14 protein-coding genes are annotated in these 17,065 nt (G+C 72.8%); 7 read left to right on the top strand and 7 right to left on the bottom strand.

What is annotated here, in order from left to right; translation table 11 throughout:
- Positions 1 to 10: 10 nt before the first annotated feature.
- Positions 11 to 1,852 carry a M1 family aminopeptidase gene (locus J7E97_RS15545; RefSeq protein WP_215027397.1) on the bottom strand — a complete coding sequence of 614 codons (1,842 nt, stop codon included), beginning with the start codon at positions 1,850 to 1,852 and terminating at the stop codon, positions 11 to 13.
- A 252-nt stretch (positions 1,853 to 2,104) separates the two neighbouring features.
- Positions 2,105 to 2,614 carry an NUDIX domain-containing protein gene (locus J7E97_RS15540; RefSeq protein WP_215027395.1) on the bottom strand — a complete coding sequence of 170 codons (510 nt, stop codon included), beginning with the start codon at positions 2,612 to 2,614 and terminating at the stop codon, positions 2,105 to 2,107.
- Between the two features lie 23 nt (positions 2,615 to 2,637).
- Between J7E97_RS15540 and J7E97_RS15535 the strand changes: the two genes are divergently transcribed.
- The 3 genes from J7E97_RS15535 to J7E97_RS15525 are packed head-to-tail and all read left to right on the top strand — an operon-like array spanning position 2,638 to position 5,145.
- Positions 2,638 to 3,456, top strand: coding sequence for a M15 family metallopeptidase (locus tag J7E97_RS15535; protein WP_374224159.1), 819 nt, complete (start codon positions 2,638 to 2,640; stop codon positions 3,454 to 3,456).
- 43 nt (positions 3,457 to 3,499) lie between these two features.
- A complete protein-coding gene (locus tag J7E97_RS15530; RefSeq protein WP_215027393.1) occupies positions 3,500 to 3,958 on the top strand; it encodes a Zn-ribbon domain-containing OB-fold protein in 459 nt (152 codons plus the stop codon).
- A complete protein-coding gene (locus tag J7E97_RS15525) occupies positions 3,955 to 5,145 on the top strand; it encodes a lipid-transfer protein (RefSeq protein ID WP_215027392.1) in 1,191 nt (396 codons plus the stop codon). Before J7E97_RS15530 ends, J7E97_RS15525 begins: the two co-directional genes overlap by 4 nt.
- A 303-nt stretch (positions 5,146 to 5,448) precedes the next feature.
- Here J7E97_RS15525 and J7E97_RS15520 read toward each other — a convergent pair whose 3' ends face one another.
- The 4 genes from J7E97_RS15520 to J7E97_RS15505 are packed head-to-tail and all read right to left on the bottom strand — an operon-like array spanning position 5,449 to position 10,114.
- The gene (locus J7E97_RS15520; protein ID WP_215027391.1) at positions 5,449 to 6,075 is read right to left on the bottom strand and encodes an ATP/GTP-binding protein; all 627 of its coding nucleotides are present in this window, start codon (positions 6,073 to 6,075) and stop codon (positions 5,449 to 5,451) included.
- Positions 6,056 to 6,526: a DUF742 domain-containing protein gene (locus tag J7E97_RS15515; protein ID WP_251054593.1), complete on the bottom strand. Its 471-nt coding sequence runs from the start codon at positions 6,524 to 6,526 to the stop codon at positions 6,056 to 6,058. The genes J7E97_RS15520 and J7E97_RS15515 overlap by 20 nt, the downstream gene beginning before the upstream one ends.
- A 10-nt stretch (positions 6,527 to 6,536) precedes the next feature.
- Positions 6,537 to 6,974 carry a roadblock/LC7 domain-containing protein gene (locus tag J7E97_RS15510; protein ID WP_215027390.1) on the bottom strand — a complete coding sequence of 146 codons (438 nt, stop codon included), beginning with the start codon at positions 6,972 to 6,974 and terminating at the stop codon, positions 6,537 to 6,539.
- Positions 6,971 to 10,114 (bottom strand): nitrate- and nitrite sensing domain-containing protein, encoded by a 3,144-nt coding sequence (locus tag J7E97_RS15505; RefSeq protein ID WP_215027388.1) that lies wholly within the window; start codon positions 10,112 to 10,114, stop codon positions 6,971 to 6,973. Before J7E97_RS15505 ends, J7E97_RS15510 begins: the two co-directional genes overlap by 4 nt.
- Positions 10,115 to 10,472: 358 nt before the next feature.
- Between J7E97_RS15505 and J7E97_RS15500 the strand changes: the two genes are divergently transcribed.
- Complete coding sequence (locus J7E97_RS15500) at positions 10,473 to 10,952, top strand: hypothetical protein (RefSeq protein ID WP_251054590.1); 480 nt, start codon at positions 10,473 to 10,475, stop codon at positions 10,950 to 10,952.
- Positions 10,953 to 10,994: 42 nt separating this feature from the next.
- Here J7E97_RS15500 and J7E97_RS15495 read toward each other — a convergent pair whose 3' ends face one another.
- Positions 10,995 to 12,959 (bottom strand): pyridoxal-phosphate dependent enzyme, encoded by a 1,965-nt coding sequence (locus J7E97_RS15495; RefSeq protein ID WP_215027386.1) that lies wholly within the window; start codon positions 12,957 to 12,959, stop codon positions 10,995 to 10,997.
- Between the two features lie 199 nt (positions 12,960 to 13,158).
- Between J7E97_RS15495 and J7E97_RS15490 the strand changes: the two genes are divergently transcribed.
- The 3 genes from J7E97_RS15490 to J7E97_RS15480 all read left to right on the top strand — a co-directional run bounded on the left by J7E97_RS15490 (position 13,159) and on the right by J7E97_RS15480 (position 17,005).
- Positions 13,159 to 14,733, top strand: coding sequence for a S8 family peptidase (locus J7E97_RS15490; RefSeq protein WP_215027385.1), 1,575 nt, complete (start codon positions 13,159 to 13,161; stop codon positions 14,731 to 14,733).
- Between the two features lie 152 nt (positions 14,734 to 14,885).
- Complete coding sequence (locus J7E97_RS15485; RefSeq protein WP_215027383.1) at positions 14,886 to 16,019, top strand: DUF4190 domain-containing protein; 1,134 nt, start codon at positions 14,886 to 14,888, stop codon at positions 16,017 to 16,019.
- 233 nt (positions 16,020 to 16,252) lie between these two features.
- On the top strand, positions 16,253 to 17,005 hold the full coding sequence (locus J7E97_RS15480; protein ID WP_215027381.1) for a GntR family transcriptional regulator: 753 nt from the start codon (positions 16,253 to 16,255) through the stop codon (positions 17,003 to 17,005).
- Positions 17,006 to 17,065: the final 60 nt, after the last annotated feature.

The raw sequence follows: 17,065 nt of genomic DNA, 5'->3' as shown, positions 1-17,065 counted from the left end.
CGGCGGTGGTTCAGCCCTCGATGCGGTGCTGGGTCCAGAACGAGGTCAGGTCCGTGGTCGTGGCGGCCTGGGCGGCCGCCTTGAACTCGGCCGTGGTCGACACCCCGTACCAGTGCGACGTGGCGTAGTCCTTCAGCAGTTTGGCCATGACCGTGTCGCCGAGGACGCGCCGCAGGTCGTGCAGGGCGCACTTGCCGTAGCCGTAGATGACGGTGGAGTACCGGGACGAGTGGGTGTCCCAGTAGGCCATCGGGTTGGTGATCTTCTCGGCCGAAGAGGCCCACGAGACGCTGTTCCAGCAGCTCGCGCCGGTCTTGTTCTGCGCCAGGTCGGTGGCGTAGTCGGTGAACGCCTCGTCGAGCCAGGGGCTGGTGTACTGGTCGTCGCCGACGATGCCGTACCACCACTGGTGCGCGATCTCGTGGGTGAGCGCGGTGGTGCTGACCAGGTCGAGGACGAACCCGGGGTATTCCATGCCGCCGAACCAGAAGCTGTTGTCGATGACCGCGTCCAGCTCGCCGTACGGGTAGGCCCCGAACCTGGCCGAGTGCGCGTCGACGGCGGACTTGGCCGTGGTGAGCATCGACTGCGAGTCGGCCGCGCTGATGCCGGAGACGGAGTAGACGTTGACCGGGGTGCCCGAGGCCGAGGTTCCGGAGATCTTGGCGAACGGGCCGGCGGCCCAGGCGAAGTCGCGGACCTTCGAGGCGGTGGCGGTGGTGATCGTGCGCCCGCTGGTGCCGGGGGTGTCGACCGACGCGCCCGTGGCCGGTACCAGGAGGGTGCTCGGGTGGTCGAGGGCCACGCTGAAGTCGGAGGCCAGTGAGTAGAACGACTCGCCGTTGTTGGTGTACGGGTCCAGGTGCCAGCCCGCTCCGTCCCGGACGGCGAGTACGGGCAGGGCGTTTCCGATGAAGCTGAAGGCCCCGTCGTGTCCGAAGCGGTCGGCGCCGCTCGGAACGGTGATGCCGAGGTCGAAGCCGATCGTGGCGCTCTGCCCCTGGGTAAGGGGCGCCGGCAGGTCAATCTTGAGGGCGGTGCAGTCGACGGACAGGGCTCCCGCGGTGCCGCCGGTGACGTTGGTGACCGCGATCGGCATGGCGGAGCAGGTGCCGTGGTAGTTGTCCCACAGCCTGAGGTAGACCTCGCCGAGGGGTGCGGCGGAGGTGTTGGTGAAGCTCGCGCTCTCGTGGCCGTTCCAGACGGTGCCGCTCGCGTCGCTGCTCAGGTTGACGGTGTAGGCGGGGGCGGCCGGTGTGCGCGTGGGGTCCGCGGGCGGGGTGGTGGTGCCGGACGTGTTGAGGGCGACGTCGTCGACGACGAAGCTCGTCTGGAGGCTGGAGTCCTCGGTGCCGGTGAAGGCGAGGTTGACGCTCTGGCCCGCGAAGGCCGAGACGTCGAAGGTCTTCTGCGCGTAGCCGGTGTTCTTGTCGAGGTTCGAGTACGTCGCGAGCGTCGTGGTGCCGATCTTCGCCGTCAGCTTGTCGTACTTGCTGGACGTCGTGGTCTCGGCGGTGCCGATGTGCAGCCAGAAGCTCAGGGTCGCGGTGCCGCATCCGGCCGGGATCGCGACGCTCTGGGTGAGCGTGTCGGTGTGGGTGGTGCCGACGCCGTTCAGCCAGGCGAAGTACGTGCCGCCGTGGGCGCTCTGGCCGGTGCGGTTGGTGATCACACCGGCCTGCGACTGGCTCCAGGGCGACGTTCCGCTTTCGAAGCCGCCGTTGGCGACCACCTGGGCGGGGGTGCAGGCGGCGGGCGCGGCCGCCGCGGAGGTGGCGGGCAGTGCGGAGGCGACCAGCGCGGCGATGGCGAAAGCGCTCGCCGCGAGGGCCTTGTGGGGGGTGGCTCTCACGCGAAACTCCTTTGAGGCGGCCGGGTTCGCGGCCTGCTCGGTGACTGCCGGGCCGGCTTGGGTGCGCCGGAGGGCAGCCAGGGGGTGACGGCTGCCGGAAGCCTGGCAGATTTGACCGGAGCATGCCATCAGGGGCGGGTAAAGTGTTCACCCCTGGCGAAAGGGCCTGCGCGCACCGGACCACGGCACGGCGTGGCCGCGTACCGGATCAGGCGCGGCCTCCTACCGGACCACGCGTAGCCGCGCACCGGATCAGGCGTGGCGCCCGCCGAACCATTCCGCCGCCACCTTCGTGTGGAGCGGGAACGCCAGGTCCCGCGGGCCGCGCAGGACGTGCCAGCCCGTGGTCTCGTCCGTCGGGACGGACGGCGGGAGGGCGGAGACCGGGCGGGCCGGCAAGAGGCCGAAGAGGAGCAGGTGGCCGGCCGGGGAGCTGTGGGCGCCGGCCAGGGTGACCTCGCGGGCCGGGGCGTGGATGCCCGTCTCCTCCCGGAGTTCACGGACGACCGATTCGCGCCAGTCCTCGCCGAAGTCCATGAAGCCGCCGGGCAGGGCGATGCCGCCGAGGGCCGGTTCGATGGTGCGGGTGATGACCACCAGGCCGGTGCCGAGCTCGTCCTCGACCGGAAGGAGGGCGACCGCCACCGGGAGGGGGTTGCGGTAGGCGACCGCGCCGCACGAGGGGCACGTACGCGGCCACTCGGTCGCATCGAACAGTGCTCCGCAGGTGGAGCAGTGCGAGTCCCTCAGGTGCGCCGGCATGCGGCGATGGTATGCCAAGGGGTATGCGCATGCTGGCCGTTGTGACCTGTGCGGGAGCACTCGGGAATCTCGCGATCCCCGCCCCGACCGGGATCCCCGCCCCCGAGATCCCCGCCCCCGGGTTCGCCGCCCTCGCCGAGGTCGATCCGAGCATCGGCCAGGAGATGCGGTACGCCACCGCGCACAATTTCACCGGGGCCGTCGTCGAGGGCTACGAGGAGCCCGTCTGCCTGCTCGCCCGGCCGGCCGCCGAGGCCTTGCGGCGGGCGCAGCGGGAGGTGCTGCGACGCGGGTACTCCCTGCTGGTGTACGACTGCTACCGGCCGCAGCGGGCCGTGGACCGGTTCGTCCAGTGGGCCCGGGACGGGGCGGACCAGGGGACCAAGGCGGAGTTCTACCCCCGGGTGGAGAAGGACCGGCTGGTTCCGGAGGGCTACATCGCCGAGAAGTCCGGGCACAGCCGCGGGAGCACCGTCGACGTCGCGCTGACGGATCTCGGCCGCGAGCCCCTCGACATGGGGACGCCCTTCGACTTCTTCGATCCGCTGGCCCGTACGGACAATCCTCGGGTCACCGGCCCCGCCCGCGCTCACCGGAACACGCTGAAGGAGGCGCTCGGCGCGCAGGGGTTCGTGAACCTGCCGGAGGAGTGGTGGCACTTCACGTACAAACCGGAGGCCTTCCCGGACACCTACTTCGACTTCCCCGTCTCTGTCGCGGCCGTCCGGCCGTCCGGCCGTCAGTACGGCGCCGGGCGTGACCTTCGGTTCGTACGAGGAGTTCTGGCGGATCGCGCGGAATTGGCTCGCCGAGAACGGGTGACCGGGGACGCGTTCCCGTGACAGACTTCTGACGGATCGTCAGATTATGTTTTCGGGAGGGGTCTTGGAACGCACACGCACACCCGTCGTGAGCGGGTGGTTCACCGAGGACGGTGCGGAGGGCGGCTTCCGGCTGCTCGGCACCCGGTGCTCCGCCTGCGCCGCCGTGTTCTTCCCGCGCGAGGACGCGTACTGCCGCAATCCGCACTGCCCGGGCGGCGGTGAACTCGCCGAGACCCCGCTCTCCCCGCGCGGCCGGGTCTGGTCCTACACCGACGGGCGCTACCGGCCGCCCGCGCCGTACGTGTCCGATCCGGACGCGCCCTGGACCCCGTACACGCTGGTCGCCGTGGAGCTGGAGGCCGAGGGGATGATCGTGCTCGGGCAGGCGGCGCCCGGGGTGGGCGTCGCCGATCTGGCGGTCGGCATGGAGGTCGAGGTGGTCGGCGGGGTCCTGAACGAGGACGCCTCCGGCACCACCTGGACCACCTGGCGGTTCCGGCCCGTGGGGTCGGAGCAGTGAGCGCCGACATCGCCGTCCTCGGGGCAGGCATGCACCCGTGGGGCAAATGGGGCCGCAGCTTCGTCGAGTACGGGCGGGCCGCGGCCCGGACCGCGCTCGCCGACGCCGGACTGGACTGGACGGACGTGCGGTCCATCGTCGGGGCCGACACCGTACGGTCGGGCTACCCCGGCTACGTGGCCGGCGCGACCTTCGCCCGGGCGCTCGGCTGGCAGGGCGCGCGCGTGACCAGCGTGTACGCCGCCTGCGCCTCCGGCGCCCAGGCCATCGGGGCGGCCCGGGCGCAGATCCTGGCCGGCCTCGCCGACGTGGTCCTGGTGGTCGGGGCGGACGCCGCGCCGAAGGGGTTCTTCGCCCCGGCGGGCGGGGAGCGGCCGGACGACCCGGACTGGCTGCGCTTCCGGGTCCTCGGGGCCACCAATCCGGCGTACTTCGCCCTGTACGCGCGGCGCCGCATGGCCCTGTACGGGGACACCGGTGAGGACTTCGCGCAGGTCAAGGTGAAGAACGCGGCGGCCGGGCTGCTCAACCCGAACGCCCGCTACCGCAAGGCCGTGACGGTCGAGGAGGTCGCCGCCTCGGCGATCGTGGCCGATCCGCTGCGGCTGCTCGACATCTGCGCCACCTCCGACGGGGGCGCGGCGCTCGTGCTGAGCAGCATGGACTTCGCGCGCTCGCGGGGGATCGCGGACCCGGTGCGGATCCGGGCCGTGTCCACGGTGACGCCCACGTATCCCCGTACGGTCCTGGACCTGCCGGACATCGCCACCGATTCGGTGACCACCGTGGCGCCGGCGCCCGGCTCCTTCCGGGCATCGATCGCGCGGGCCGCGTACGAGGAGGCGGGGCTCGGGCCGGACGACCTCTCGCTCGCCGAGGTGTACGACCTGTCCACCGCACTGGAGTTGGAGTGGTACGAGGACATCGGCCTGTGCGGCGAGGGCGAGGGGGCCAAGCTCGTGCGGGAGGGCGCCACGGCGCTCGGGGGGCGGATTCCCGTCAACACCAGTGGCGGGCTGGCTTCCTTCGGGGAAGCGGTACCGGCCCAGGCCATCGCGCAGGTCTGCGAGCTCACGTGGCAGCTGCGGGGTACGGCCGGGGACCGGCAGGTGCCGGGGGCACGGGCCGCGATCAGCGCGAACCAGGGGCTGTTCGGGCACGGTTCGGCGGTCGTCGCGGTCCGGTAGCGGCCCGGCGGGGTGTGGGCGTGGAGTGGGGGTGGGGTGGGGGTGGGGTGGGGGTGGGGTGGGGTGACCTGCTTGAACAGGGGCTGTTGTCCGAACGCTTGACGGCCCCTGGCGGCAGGTTCACACTCTCTGCACAGTCCCGCTCCGCGACGGGACCAGAGCCCCCCATGTGAGCTGCGGCCCGTACCCCAGTCGGCGGGGGTACGGGCCGCTCCTCCATGTCGGCTCCGGCCCTCGGGGGGGGCCGACTTCGGGGCCCGCGCCCGGGCCCAACCACGCTCAAACCCACGCTCAAACCCGCGCTCAAGCCCCCGCGCTCAGACTCTGCCGGCGGGCCCGGGCCAGCGTCATCGCGTGTTCCACGACCCCCACCAGGACGTCCTTCACCGACTCCCGGTCCCGCGCGTCGCACAGCAGCACCGGCACCTCCGCGGCGAGGTCGAGGGCTTCCCGCACGGAGACCACGGGGTGCCGGTCGGCGCCGTCGAAGCAGTTCACCGCGACCACGAACGGGATCTCGCGCCGTTCGAAGTAGTCGATGGCCGCGAAGCAGTCCGCGAGACGGCGGGTGTCGGCGAGCACGACGGCGCCGAGCGAGCCCTGCGCCAGCTCGTCCCACAGGAACCAGAACCGGTCCTGTCCGGGCGTGCCGAACAGGTACAGCACCAGGTCCTCGCGCAGCGTGATGCGCCCGAAGTCCATGGCCACGGTGGTGGTGTTCTTGCCCTCCACTCCCCCGGTGTCGTCGACGCGGCGGCCCGGCTCGGAGAGCCGTTCCTCCGTCCGGAGCGGTCTGATCTCGCTCACCGCACTGACCAGGGTGGTCTTGCCCACCCCGAAACCGCCCGCGACCAGGATCTTCAGGGTCAGCGGCTCGACCGGCGTCACGGCATGCATGACGCCGGTGCGGCTAGAGCGCCCGAAGGCCATCGATCACCTCACGCAGTATGGATTCATCGGGCAGTTCGGCCGGCGGGACCGGCCGGGTCACGTGGACCAGCTCGTCGTCGGCGAGATCGCCGATCAGGACGCGTACGACGCCGACCGCGAGGTCGAGGTCGGCCGCGAGTTCCGCGACGGACTGCGGCCGTGCCCGGCACAGCCCGAGGATGTGGGCGTGTTCCGGGGACAGGGTCGCGTCCCAGACCGGGTCGTCGGCCGCGGCTTCCGCGACCACCAGCGCGATCAGGTCGAGCCGGTGCTGGCCCGCGTGGCTGGTCCGGCCGCGGGTCATCGCGTACGGACGGACGACGGGACCCGCGTCGTCGTCGAACCACTGGTCGGTGGCCCCGCCGGACGCCGCGCCGGAGGCCGCGCCGCCGGTCGGGGCGGGGGTGCGGGCCGGGCTGCGGGCGGGGTGGTCCTGGCCTGAATCGCTCATGCCGTCCGACTCACCCTCCGGCTGGCAGCCCGGTGCGCGGGGCGGTCGCCAGGTGGTCACCGACGCGCTTGACCATGAGGGTCATCTCGTACGCGACCTGCCCGACATCGGATTCGGAGTCGGCGAGGACCGCCAGGCAGCTGCCGTCCCCCGCGGCCATGACGAAGAGGAACGCCTCGTCCAGTTCCACCACCGTCTGGCGGACCTTGCCGGAGTCGAAGTGGCGGCCGACGCCCTTGGCCAGGCTGTGGAAGCCGGAGGCCACGGCCGCCAGGTGCTCGCTGTCCTCCCGGGTCAGGTCCTTGGAGTTGCCGGTGGGCAGGCCGTCGCCGGAGAGGACCACGGCCTTGCGGATGCTGGCGACCTTGTCGACGAGCTCGTCCAGGAGCCAGTTGAGCGGTCCGGAGCCGCGGCCCCAGGTGTCGTTGCCGGACTGCGGTGCCGTCATCGGCCGTCCCCCTCGTTCTCGTATCCGGGGCCGGGGGCGGCAGGGGTGCCGGCCCCGGACTCGGACTGCTGCGGTGCTTGGTACCGGGCGTCCCGGCGTACGGGCTGTCGTACGCCGGGACCGGCGGCCGGGTCGGCGGCGGGACCGGCGGCCGGGTCGGCGTCCGGCGTGGTGTTCTGCCGGGCGCCGCCTTGCTCGCCGCGCTGCCCGGGCCCCTGGGCTTCCTGCGCGGCGCGCTGGCGCGCGTGCTGGTCGCGGCCCGCCGTCCAGCCCCGTTGGAGGGAGGCCATGCGGCGGCGCACCTCGTCGGCGTCGCGGTCGGCCACCGCGTCGGCGGCGGTTTCCGCGGGAGCGGGGGCGGGCGCGTCCTTCAGCTGGGGCGCGAGGTTGGCCTGGCGGACGCGTCGGGGCAGGGTGCTGCCCGAGCCCCGGCCGGGCTGACCCGGAGCCGCTTCCGCGGCGTCCGGGGCCGGGGCGGGATCGGGGACCGCCGCGACGTGGCGGGGCTCGATCCGGCGGCCGTGCTCGGCGACCAGGGTCGGCGCGGGCCGGCGGCGCGGGAGCGGTACGGCGCCCTTGGCGCGGGGGCCGTCGGGGCGGACCGGGTCCGGGTGGGAGGTCTCCAGGCGGACCGGTCCGGTGGGGGCCAAGGGGCCCCGGTCGCGGTCCCTGTCGCGGAAGCCGTCGCGGTCCCGGAAGCCATCGCGGTCCCGGAAGCCGTCGCGGCCGTTGCCGCCGCGGTCACTGCCGCTCCGGTCCGTGCCGCTCCGGTCCGTGCCGTTGCGGTCGGAGGCGTCCGCGTTCCGGTCGCTGATGCGCTCCACGATGCGGTCGACCTTCCAGGGCGCACCGCGCTCGGCGTGCCGCTCCGCGTGCGGGCGGCCCGCCTGGCGCAGGCCCAGCAGGGAGCTGCGCGGGATGCCGTTCGGCGGGGTCTCGTCGTCGAGGGTGGCCATGGCGGGCCGGCCCTTGGCGCCGGTGCTCCCGGTGCTCCCGGCGCTCCCGGCGCCTCCGACGACGCCGGTGAGGCCCCCGATGCCCGTCGGGGACTCCTCCAGGACCGTGGCGGGGTCGTCGAGACCCAGCATGCCGACCGGGGCCTCCAGCTCGACGGGCCCGCGCAGTTCGGCGCCGGCCGGGAGCATGCGGTCCCCGGGCCCGCCCTTGACGGCGGCCGCCGCGGGCCGGGCCGGGCCGCCCACGGCCTTGCCGCCGGCCAGGCGGATGCCGGTGCCGTTGGTCTCGGGAGCCTCCGTCAGCAGGGTCACCGGGAGGAAGACCACCGCGGTGGTGCCTCCGTAGGGGCTCTGCTGGAGACCGACCTTGACGTCGTGGCGCTGTGCGAGGCGGCTGACGACGAAGAGGCCGAGCCGGTCGGTGTCGGAGAGCTCGAAGTCGGGGGTCTCCGACAGCCGGAGGTTCGCGTCGAGCAGCGCCTCCGGAGTCATGCCGAGGCCGCGGTCGTGGATCTCCAGGGTGAAGCCGTTGGCCACGGGTTCGCCGAGCACCTGGACCGCCGTGTGCGGCGGGGAGAACACCGTGGCGTTCTCCAGGAGTTCGGCGATGAGGTGGGTGACGTCGGCGACGGCCGGGCCCGCGATGCCCAGGCGCGGGAGCCTGCGCACCTCGATGCGCTCGTAGTCCTCGACTTCCGCGACGGCGGCCCGTACGACGTCCATCAGCTGGATGGGCTTGCGCCACTGGCGGGAGGGCGCCGCGCCGGAGAGGATCACCAGGCCCTCGGCGTGGCGGCGCATGCGGGTGGTCATGTGGTCGAGGCGGAAGAGGTCGGCGAGCTCCTCGGTGTCCTCGGTGCGCCGCTCCATGGTGTCGAGCAGGGTGAGCTGGCGGTGGAGCAGCACCTGGTTGCGGCGGGCCAGGTTGACGAACACCTCGGAGACGCCCCGGCGCAGTTCCGCCTGCTTGACGGCGGCTTCGATGGCCGCGCGCTGGAGGGTGTTGAGGGCCTGGCCGACCTGGCCGACCTCGTCCTTCTCGTACTCCAGGCGGGGCGCTTCGGTCTCCACGTCCACGAGCTCGCCCGCGGCGAGGCGGCGCATGACGCCCGGGAGACGGATGCCGGAGACCTCGTGGGCCTCCTTGCGGAGCCGGGACAGGTCGCGGACCAGCTCGCGGCCGATGCGTACGGACAGGACGAGGGAGACGAGCAGCGCGATGAACCCGAGGACGCCGGCGACGGCGGCCTGCACGAGCACGCTCATGGCCACGGGCTCGACGCGCTCCTGGTAGCGGTCGCCGGCGGCGGTGCCCATGACGGCGAGCTCGCCGAGGACCTTCCGGGAGGCCTCGTCCCACTGGGCGGCGGTGGCGCTGCGCGGGTTGCGTCCCGGGCCCTGGGCGATGAATCGTTCCTCTGCCTCGCGCAGGGCCCGGCTCTCGGGGTTGTTCCAGTACTGCTCGAACTGCTCCCGGTCGGCGGACGGGAGGATCGCCAGGTTGAAGTCGTAGAGCAGCTTGCGGTTGGCGACGAAGTCGGAGACGTGCCGGATGTCCGCCGGGCTGACACTGCGGGCGGCGAGGGCCGAGGCGACGACCGCGTCCTCGCGGGAGAGCGTCTCGCGGGCGCGGGTGACGCCGACGAGGGCGCGGCCCTGCTTGTCCATCTCCACGTTCTCGAGCGCGTGCAGGTTCATGAGGAACTCGTAGCAGGGGTCGACGAGCCGGCTGTAGAGCTCCAGCGCCTGGCTGGTGTCGAGGGAGCCCGCGTCGACCGCGGTGCGCAGCGCGCCGATGCCGTGGAAGGCGTCGAGGATGGAGTTCAGGCGCTGGGCGGCGGCCGGGCTGAGCTCGTCGACGACGTCGGGGTCCTTGGCGTCGGCGGTGATCTTCGCGACCACCTCGTCGGTGGCCTTGCGGCGCTTGACGAGATCGGTGGTCGCGGTGGACGCCCGGGGGTCGCCGATGACCACGAGGGTCTGGCGGCGTTCGGTCTGGATGACCCGGACGACGTCCTCGACGGGGTAGCCGACCTTGTCGATGACGTAGGCGACGCCGAGGAGTTGGGCGGCTTGCCGGCCGGTGATCACCGTGGCGAACGCCCACAGGGCTGTCAGGGAGACGAGCGGCACCAGGAGCAACGCCACGATCTTCCGGCGGATGGATTTCCCGCGAAAGCGCATGGCCTCCCCAGCCTCCCCCAGGTCAACCCCGTTGACCGGGGTCGGTGTTCCGTCATTTAAACGGCGTGAGCCTACTACTGCCACAGCACACCCTCGAAGGGGTGTCCGGACGTTTTCGGCCGAAGGTCCGGTCGAAGATCACGAGTTGTCCGATAGGTCCGCCAAGAGCGGCCCGATATGTGGCACATGAGACCTGGTGGGGCGTCAGTTCCCGCACCTGGACGGATGGCTGGAATTATTTGTTCCGCCACCGTCCAGGGCGTCTCCCGCGTCCGCGATGCGGGAATCTCTGGACCGCACCGTACGTCTACCTGTGGGGGGCGTGCATGACCGGCCGCGGGGAGGGGAGGAGCGGAGCATGGCGACGAAGTACGAGGACGGCACCGCGGGGCCCGGAGCGCCACCCGGGCGGGCCTTGTGGGTGGACCAGGCGGCGCACCGGCGGCGCATGCCGGACCCGGTGCGCACATCCGCCGTGCGCGCGGTGCTGATCGTGGCCGTGACGCTGACGGTCGCGACGATCGCCTTCTTCCTGACGATCACCGGGTCCTGGCTTGCCTTCCCGATGGCGCTCTGCGCGATAGGCGGGACCGTCGTGGCCACCTGGGGCGTGCTGGACGTGCTGATCACGCGGCAGACGTGGAACCAGCGGTACGGGGTCGTCTCGGAGCCGAGCAGCACGGCGCGGGGGCGCCGGCGCGAGCGCCGCCGGGCCCGCCGCGATGCGGCCGCGGCAGCCCGGTCGACGCCTCCGGTGCCGCGCCGGCAGCCGGAGCGCATACCCGGGCGCGGCGAGGCCACCGGCATCTGGCCGCCACCGTCCGGGACCGGGCGGTGACCGGCCGGCGGTGACGAGCCGGACGGCTGCCCGTGGGGTGCGTCAAGCAGGTGCGCCGCGGCGGAACATCCGGGTCGCCGTGATCTCCCCGTGGATGGTCTCCTCGTCCGGGGACTGGTGCGGCAGGCCCGGGCGCAGGTGCTCCTCGACGCTGATGTACTTCAGCCCCGCCCGCAGGTCGGCGTCGTTGCGCAGGCGGATCACCAGCGGGAACTCGGCGAGGGCCGTCGTGTCGAACAGGCCCGTGGTGTAGAGCAGCTGGACGCCGAGCGCGTCCGAGACGGCCCGCTGGAGCTCCAGCAGGTACGTGGCGTTCGCGCGCCCGATCGGATTGTCGAGGAACAGCGTGCCCGCGTGCCGCTGCTTGTCGCGGCCCCGGTCGTTGCTGCGCAGCGCCGCCATCGTGCAGTACAGCGCGATCGCGGCGGTGAGCAGCTGGCCTCCGGAGAAGACGTCGCCCATCTGGCCGACCGGCACCCGCTCGGCGCGCAGCACCGCGTCCGGCTTCAGGATCTCCACCGCGATGCCCTTGGGCTCCAGCGCCGCCTGGACCCCGTGCAGCAGCAGCGACATGCCGTCGCGGCGGCCCTCGCCGAAGGAGGCGGTGCTGTTCTTCTTGACGGCCGCGCGCGTGGCGTCGTCGATGACCTCGCCGAGCCGCTCAGTGAGGGTGGCCTGGTCGGGTTCCTCGAAGCGGATGCGCAGGAACTCCTGGCCCGACCACTCCCCCAGGCCCTCGGGGAGCTGGGAGAGCCGCTGGGCGGAGCGCAGGGTGGCCAGCGCGGACTCCACGAGTCCGCGCAGCCGGTCCACGATGCTGTCGCGGTTGCGCTCCAGCTGCGCCAGCTCGTCGGTGAGGACGCGCAGCCGGGGGGCGAAGGCGACCGCCCAGGCCGCCGCGTGCTCGGGCAGGGCAGAGGCGGGCAGTTCGCGGATCTGCTGGCGCGCGGGAGTGCGTACCTGCTCGTAGCGGTTGGCGTTGGCGTGCCGGACCAGGGTGTCGCTCGCCTCGCGGACGGCGGATTCGGCGGCCGACAGGTCGCTCGTGCAGGCCCGGAGCGAACGGCGGGCCTCGGCGGCCGACTGGCGGGCCTCCTCCAGGCTGCCCGTGTGCGCCACCGGTTCCTGCTCGTCCTCGTGGTGGGTGTGGTCGCGCAGCAGGTCCCGCAGCAGGGCGGCGGTCTCCTCGAAGCCGCCGGCCCCGTCCTCGGCGGCGCGGTGGGCGCGCAGCAGGTCGGCGTGGGCGGCGCGGGCGGACTCCACGGCGGCGGTGTGGGCGCCGAGCTGGGCGGTGGCGGTGCGCAGCAGCGCCTGGGCCTGGTCGACGTCCTCGGGGACCAGTTCCGGGGGCAGTTCGGTGTGTGCGGTGCCCTCGGCGGGGGCGCGGCGTTCGGCCTCGCCGCGCAGCCGGCCGAGGTGCTCGCTCGCGGTGGACGCGCGGGTCTCCAGCATCTGTACGAGGGCCTCGGCGCGGGCGGCCGCGGCCGCCGCCTCGCGCCCGCCCGGGACCACCCGTACCGCCGCGCCGTGCGCGCGCATCTGCTCCGTCTTCTTCGGCGAGGTGCCTTCCGGCACGAACACCTCGCACCTCAGACCCGCCCGCGCGCAGTACGCCGCGAAGGCGGTACCCGCGTTGCCGCTGCTGTCCGCCACCACCCGCTCCGGACCCAGCCGGCGCGCCAGCTCCGCGAGCATCACCGCGCCCCGGTCCTTGAACGACAACGTGGGCATGAGGAAGTCGAGTTTGGCGTGAACCCGCTCCGTCAGCGGCACCAGCGGGGTGTTCCCCTCGGCCAGCGTCACGGCGTACGCCCCCGGCAGGGGCAGTGCGGATCCGTACCGCCAGAGGGAGGGCGGTCCGGTGAGGGGCTCCAGCGGGGCGGCCGGGTCCGGCGTGAAGTCGAGGTCCCACGGGCCGCCGCAGAGGGGGCAGCACCACGGCGCGGTCCGGACGTCAGCGCGCGTCCCGTCTTCGGCGCAGACGTAGCCGGGGAGTGCGTGTGTCATGTGCTGACCGCCTTTGCTCGATCATGGCTGTCGTATGGCACGGATGTTACGCGTTCGTTGTCCTCTTGTGGGGAAGCGAGTCTGTGGGTCAACCTTTCGTCAGCGGCGCGCCGTTGGGCATTTGATTGTCATGGCCATGCCTGAAACGGCGCGTTCGCGCACCCCCCGCAGCGCACCACCTATGAGGAGGACCCCTCACATGTCCGTGATGCGTCACACCCGCCGGAAGGTCGCCGGCATCGGCGCGACCGCCACTGTCGCCCTCGCCCTCGGCGTCGCCGCCGCGTTGCCCGCCTCGGCGGCCCCGGACGCCCCCCGGGGCGTCATCGAGAACGCCGGCGCCGCCGGCACCGTCCCCGGCAGTTACATCGTGACCCTGCACGACTCGGCCGCCCGCTCCACCGCCGACAGCGGGAAGGCCGTCGCCAAGCGGTACGGCGCCAAGATCGACCGGACCTACAGCGCGGCCCTCAACGGCTACTCCGTCGAGGTCTCCGAGGCCCAGGCCCAGAAGCTCGCCGCCGACCCCGCCGTCAAGTCGGTCGTGCAGAACCGGACCTTCACGGTCGACGCCACCCAGCCGAACCCGCCCTCCTGGGGCCTGGACCGGATCGACCAGCGCGCGCTCCCGCTCGACAACGGCTACACCTACCCGGACAAGGCCGGCGAGGGCGTGACGGCGTACATCATCGACACGGGCGTGCGCATCACGCACACCGACCTCGGCGGCCGCGCGTCCTACGGCTACGACGCCATCGACAACGACAACACCGCCCAGGACGGCCACGGCCACGGCACGCACGTCGCGGGAACCGTCGGGGGCACCTCGTACGGCGTGGCCAAGAAGGCGAAGATCGTCGGCGTGCGCGTGCTCGACAACAACGGCTCCGGTACGACCGCCCAGGTCGTCGCCGGCATCGACTGGGTGACCGCGCACGCCGTGAAGCCGGCCGTGGCGAACATGTCACTCGGCGGCGGAGCGGACTCCGCGCTCGACACCGCCGTGCGCAACTCCATAGCCAGCGGCATCACCTACGGCGTCGCGGCGGGCAACGAGTCCACGAACGCCAGCACCAAGTCCCCGGCCCGCGTGGCCGAGGCCATCACCGTCGGCGCCACGACCAACACCGACGCCAAGGCGAGCTACTCCAACTACGGCACGATCCTGGACCTCTTCGCCCCCGGCTCCGGCATCACCTCCTCGTGGGGCACCGGCGACACCGCCACGAACACCATCTCCGGCACCTCGATGGCGACCCCGCACGTGGTCGGCGCCGCCGCGCTCTACCTCGCGGCCAACCCGGCGTCCACCCCGGCGCAGGTCTCCACGGCCCTGGTGAACGCGGCCACGCCGAACGTCGTGACCAGCCCCGGCACCGGTTCCCCGAACCGGCTGCTCAACACCGGGACCACGACCACCCCGCCGAACCCGGGAACCCGCTTCGAGAACACCGCCGACTACGCGATCAACGACAACGCCACCGTCGAGTCGCCGATCACCGTCAGCGGGATCTCCGGCAACGCCCCCGCCACGCTGAGCGTCCCGGTCGACATCAAGCACACCTACGTCGGTGACCTGAAGGTCGACCTGGTCGCCCCCGACGGCACCGTCTACAACCTGCGCAACCGCACCGGGGGCAGCGCGGACGACATCATCCAGACCTTCACGGTGAACGCCTCGGCCGAGGTGGCCAACGGCGTGTGGAAGCTCCGGGTCGCCGACCTCGCGAACGTCGACACCGGGAAGATCGACTCCTGGGCGCTCCAGTTCTGAGCGCGGCGTGAAGTGACGACGGGTTGAAGGGCGGGGGCGACCGTTTCGGCGGCCGCCCCCGCTGCGTACTATTCGCGCATTCGTTCGCGCACGTACCTGAGCGAACGCTTCCGTCGCCGCCCCCGCCACGCCCTGATGGAGCACTCCACCCCGTGACCAACCCGCCCCAGCCCCCGCCCCACTGGCCCGCCCCGCCGCCGACGCCGCCCCCGTACGGGCACCCGTACGGCCCGCCCGCGTTCAACGGCTTCGCACTCGCCTCGCTCCTCGTCGGGCTGCTCTGCTTCCCGCCCCTGGGCGTCGTCTTCGCGATCGTGGCCCTCGTGCAGATAGCGAAGAAGGGCGAGCGGGGCCGGGTCCTCGCCGTCTGCGGCCTGGTGGTGTCGCTGGTGATGACCGCGGTCGTGGTCTTCGCCGTGGACCGGGCCGCGGACACGCTCTTCGACCGGGCCCGCGCACTGGGCGCGCTGGAGCCCTACGAGGACGTCGAGGGCGAGCTGACCGACATCGACGAGCTGCGCGCAGGCGACTGCTTCAACGTCCCCGGCGGCGACCTGCTCGACGAGGACCCCTTCGTGTACCGCATCGCCTGTGCGCGGGTGCACGACGCGGAGATCACCTCCTCGACCACGCTGAGCGGACCGCGCTTCCAGGGCGCGGAGGAGATCAAGCGGTCGGCGAACGAAGACTGCTGGCGGGCGCAGGACGCGTACGCGATGGACACGTGGGCGCTGCCCCCGTACGCGGAGATGTTCTACTTCGCCCCCTCGCGCGAGAGCTGGGGCGACGGCGACCGGCGCGTGGTGTGCGTGATCGGCACGGCGGAGCAGGACCACACGGGCAGCCTGCGCAAGGACGCCGCGATGCTGAAGCCGGAGCAGGTGACCTTCCTGCACGCGATGAACGAGGCCGACCAGGCGCTGGGCGCCTCTCCGGAGGAGGCGCTCGAGGACGCGCTGGCGGAGTACCGGGCGTGGGCGCGCCGGGTGGACGAGGCGCTGGGCGCCGAGTCGCGGATGCTGGACGGGGCGAAGGGGCGGCCGGAGCTGGCCGGGCCGGCGGGCGTGCAGAAGGAGCGGGTCGAGGCGGCGCGGCGGGAATGGCGCAAGGCGGCCCGCGCGTCGAGCACGGAGGAGTTCTCCGCGTCGTGGGAGCGGGCGCTCGGCGAGCTGCCCGTGGCGGCGGAGAAGGCGCTGCGCGGGGCGTACGGACTGTCGACGACGGTTCCGGAGTGGCTGGAGGAGGCCGAGCGGGACGGGCCGAGCGTGGAGACGGTCCGCCTGTGACGGGGCGGGGTCCGCGCGGGGCTCGGGGGTGATCGGGCGGGCTCGGGCGCGGCTCGGGGCGTGCCCGGACCGTGCTCGTGCGATGCGCGTGCCCTGTTCGGGCGGGGCTCATGTGACGCGTGGGTTTGAGTGACCTGGCTTCATCACTTCGGGTGAAACTTTGGCCCTTGCTTGCGGTGTACAACCGTCGGTTGCCAGTCTGTAGCTGTCTGTCAACCTGATGGGAGTGGCCAGTGACTTTCGGTGAGCAGCCGGCCTACCTGCGCGTCGCCGGGGATCTGCGACGGAAGATCGTCGAGGGGTCCCTGCCTCCGCACGCCCGGCTCCCTTCGCAGGCCCGGATCCGCGAGGAGTACGGGGTCTCCGACACCGTGGCCCTGGAGGCGCGCAAGGTCCTCATGGCGGAGGGCCTGGTCGAAGGCCGCTCCGGCTCCGGCACGTACGTACGGGAGCAGCCCGTCCCGCGGCGGGTGGCCCGCTCCGGCTACCGCACGGGCGGGGTCTCGACCCCGTTCCGCCAGGAGCAGGCGGAGGCCGGGGCGCGCGGCACCTGGGAGTCCGGCAGCGAACAGGCCGACGCCCCGCCCGAGATCGCCAAGCGGCTCGGCATCGAGCCCGGCGAGCGGGTGATGCGGACGCGGTACGTCTTTCGTGACGCGGGGGAGGCGATGATGCTGTCGACCTCCTGGGAGCCGTTGACCGTGACGGGCCGGACGCCGGTGATGCTGCCGGAGGAGGGGCCGCTCGGCGGCGCGGGGGTCGTCGACCGGATGGCCGCGATCGACGTGGTCGTGGACAACGTGGTGGAGGAGGTCGGCGCGCGGCCGGGCCTGGCGGAGGAGAGCCTGCTGCTCGGCGGGGTCCCGGGCCACGTGGTGCTGGTGATCGGGCGCACGTACTTCGCGTCCGGGCGGGCGGTGGAGACGGCGGACGTCGTGGTCCCGGCCGACCGCTACCGCCTTGCGTACCACCTGCCGGTCCGCTGAGCGGACGGCGGCGTGCGGGGATTAACCCGGCGGTGACGCTGCGCCGGGTGGCGTAACACC

Source organism: Streptomyces sp. ISL-66, from assembly GCF_018614135.1.
Classification (GTDB): domain Bacteria; phylum Actinomycetota; class Actinomycetes; order Streptomycetales; family Streptomycetaceae; genus Streptomyces.
The sequence above is the reverse complement of the archived record's forward strand: the minus strand, read 5'-3'. Positions and strand labels throughout refer to the sequence as shown.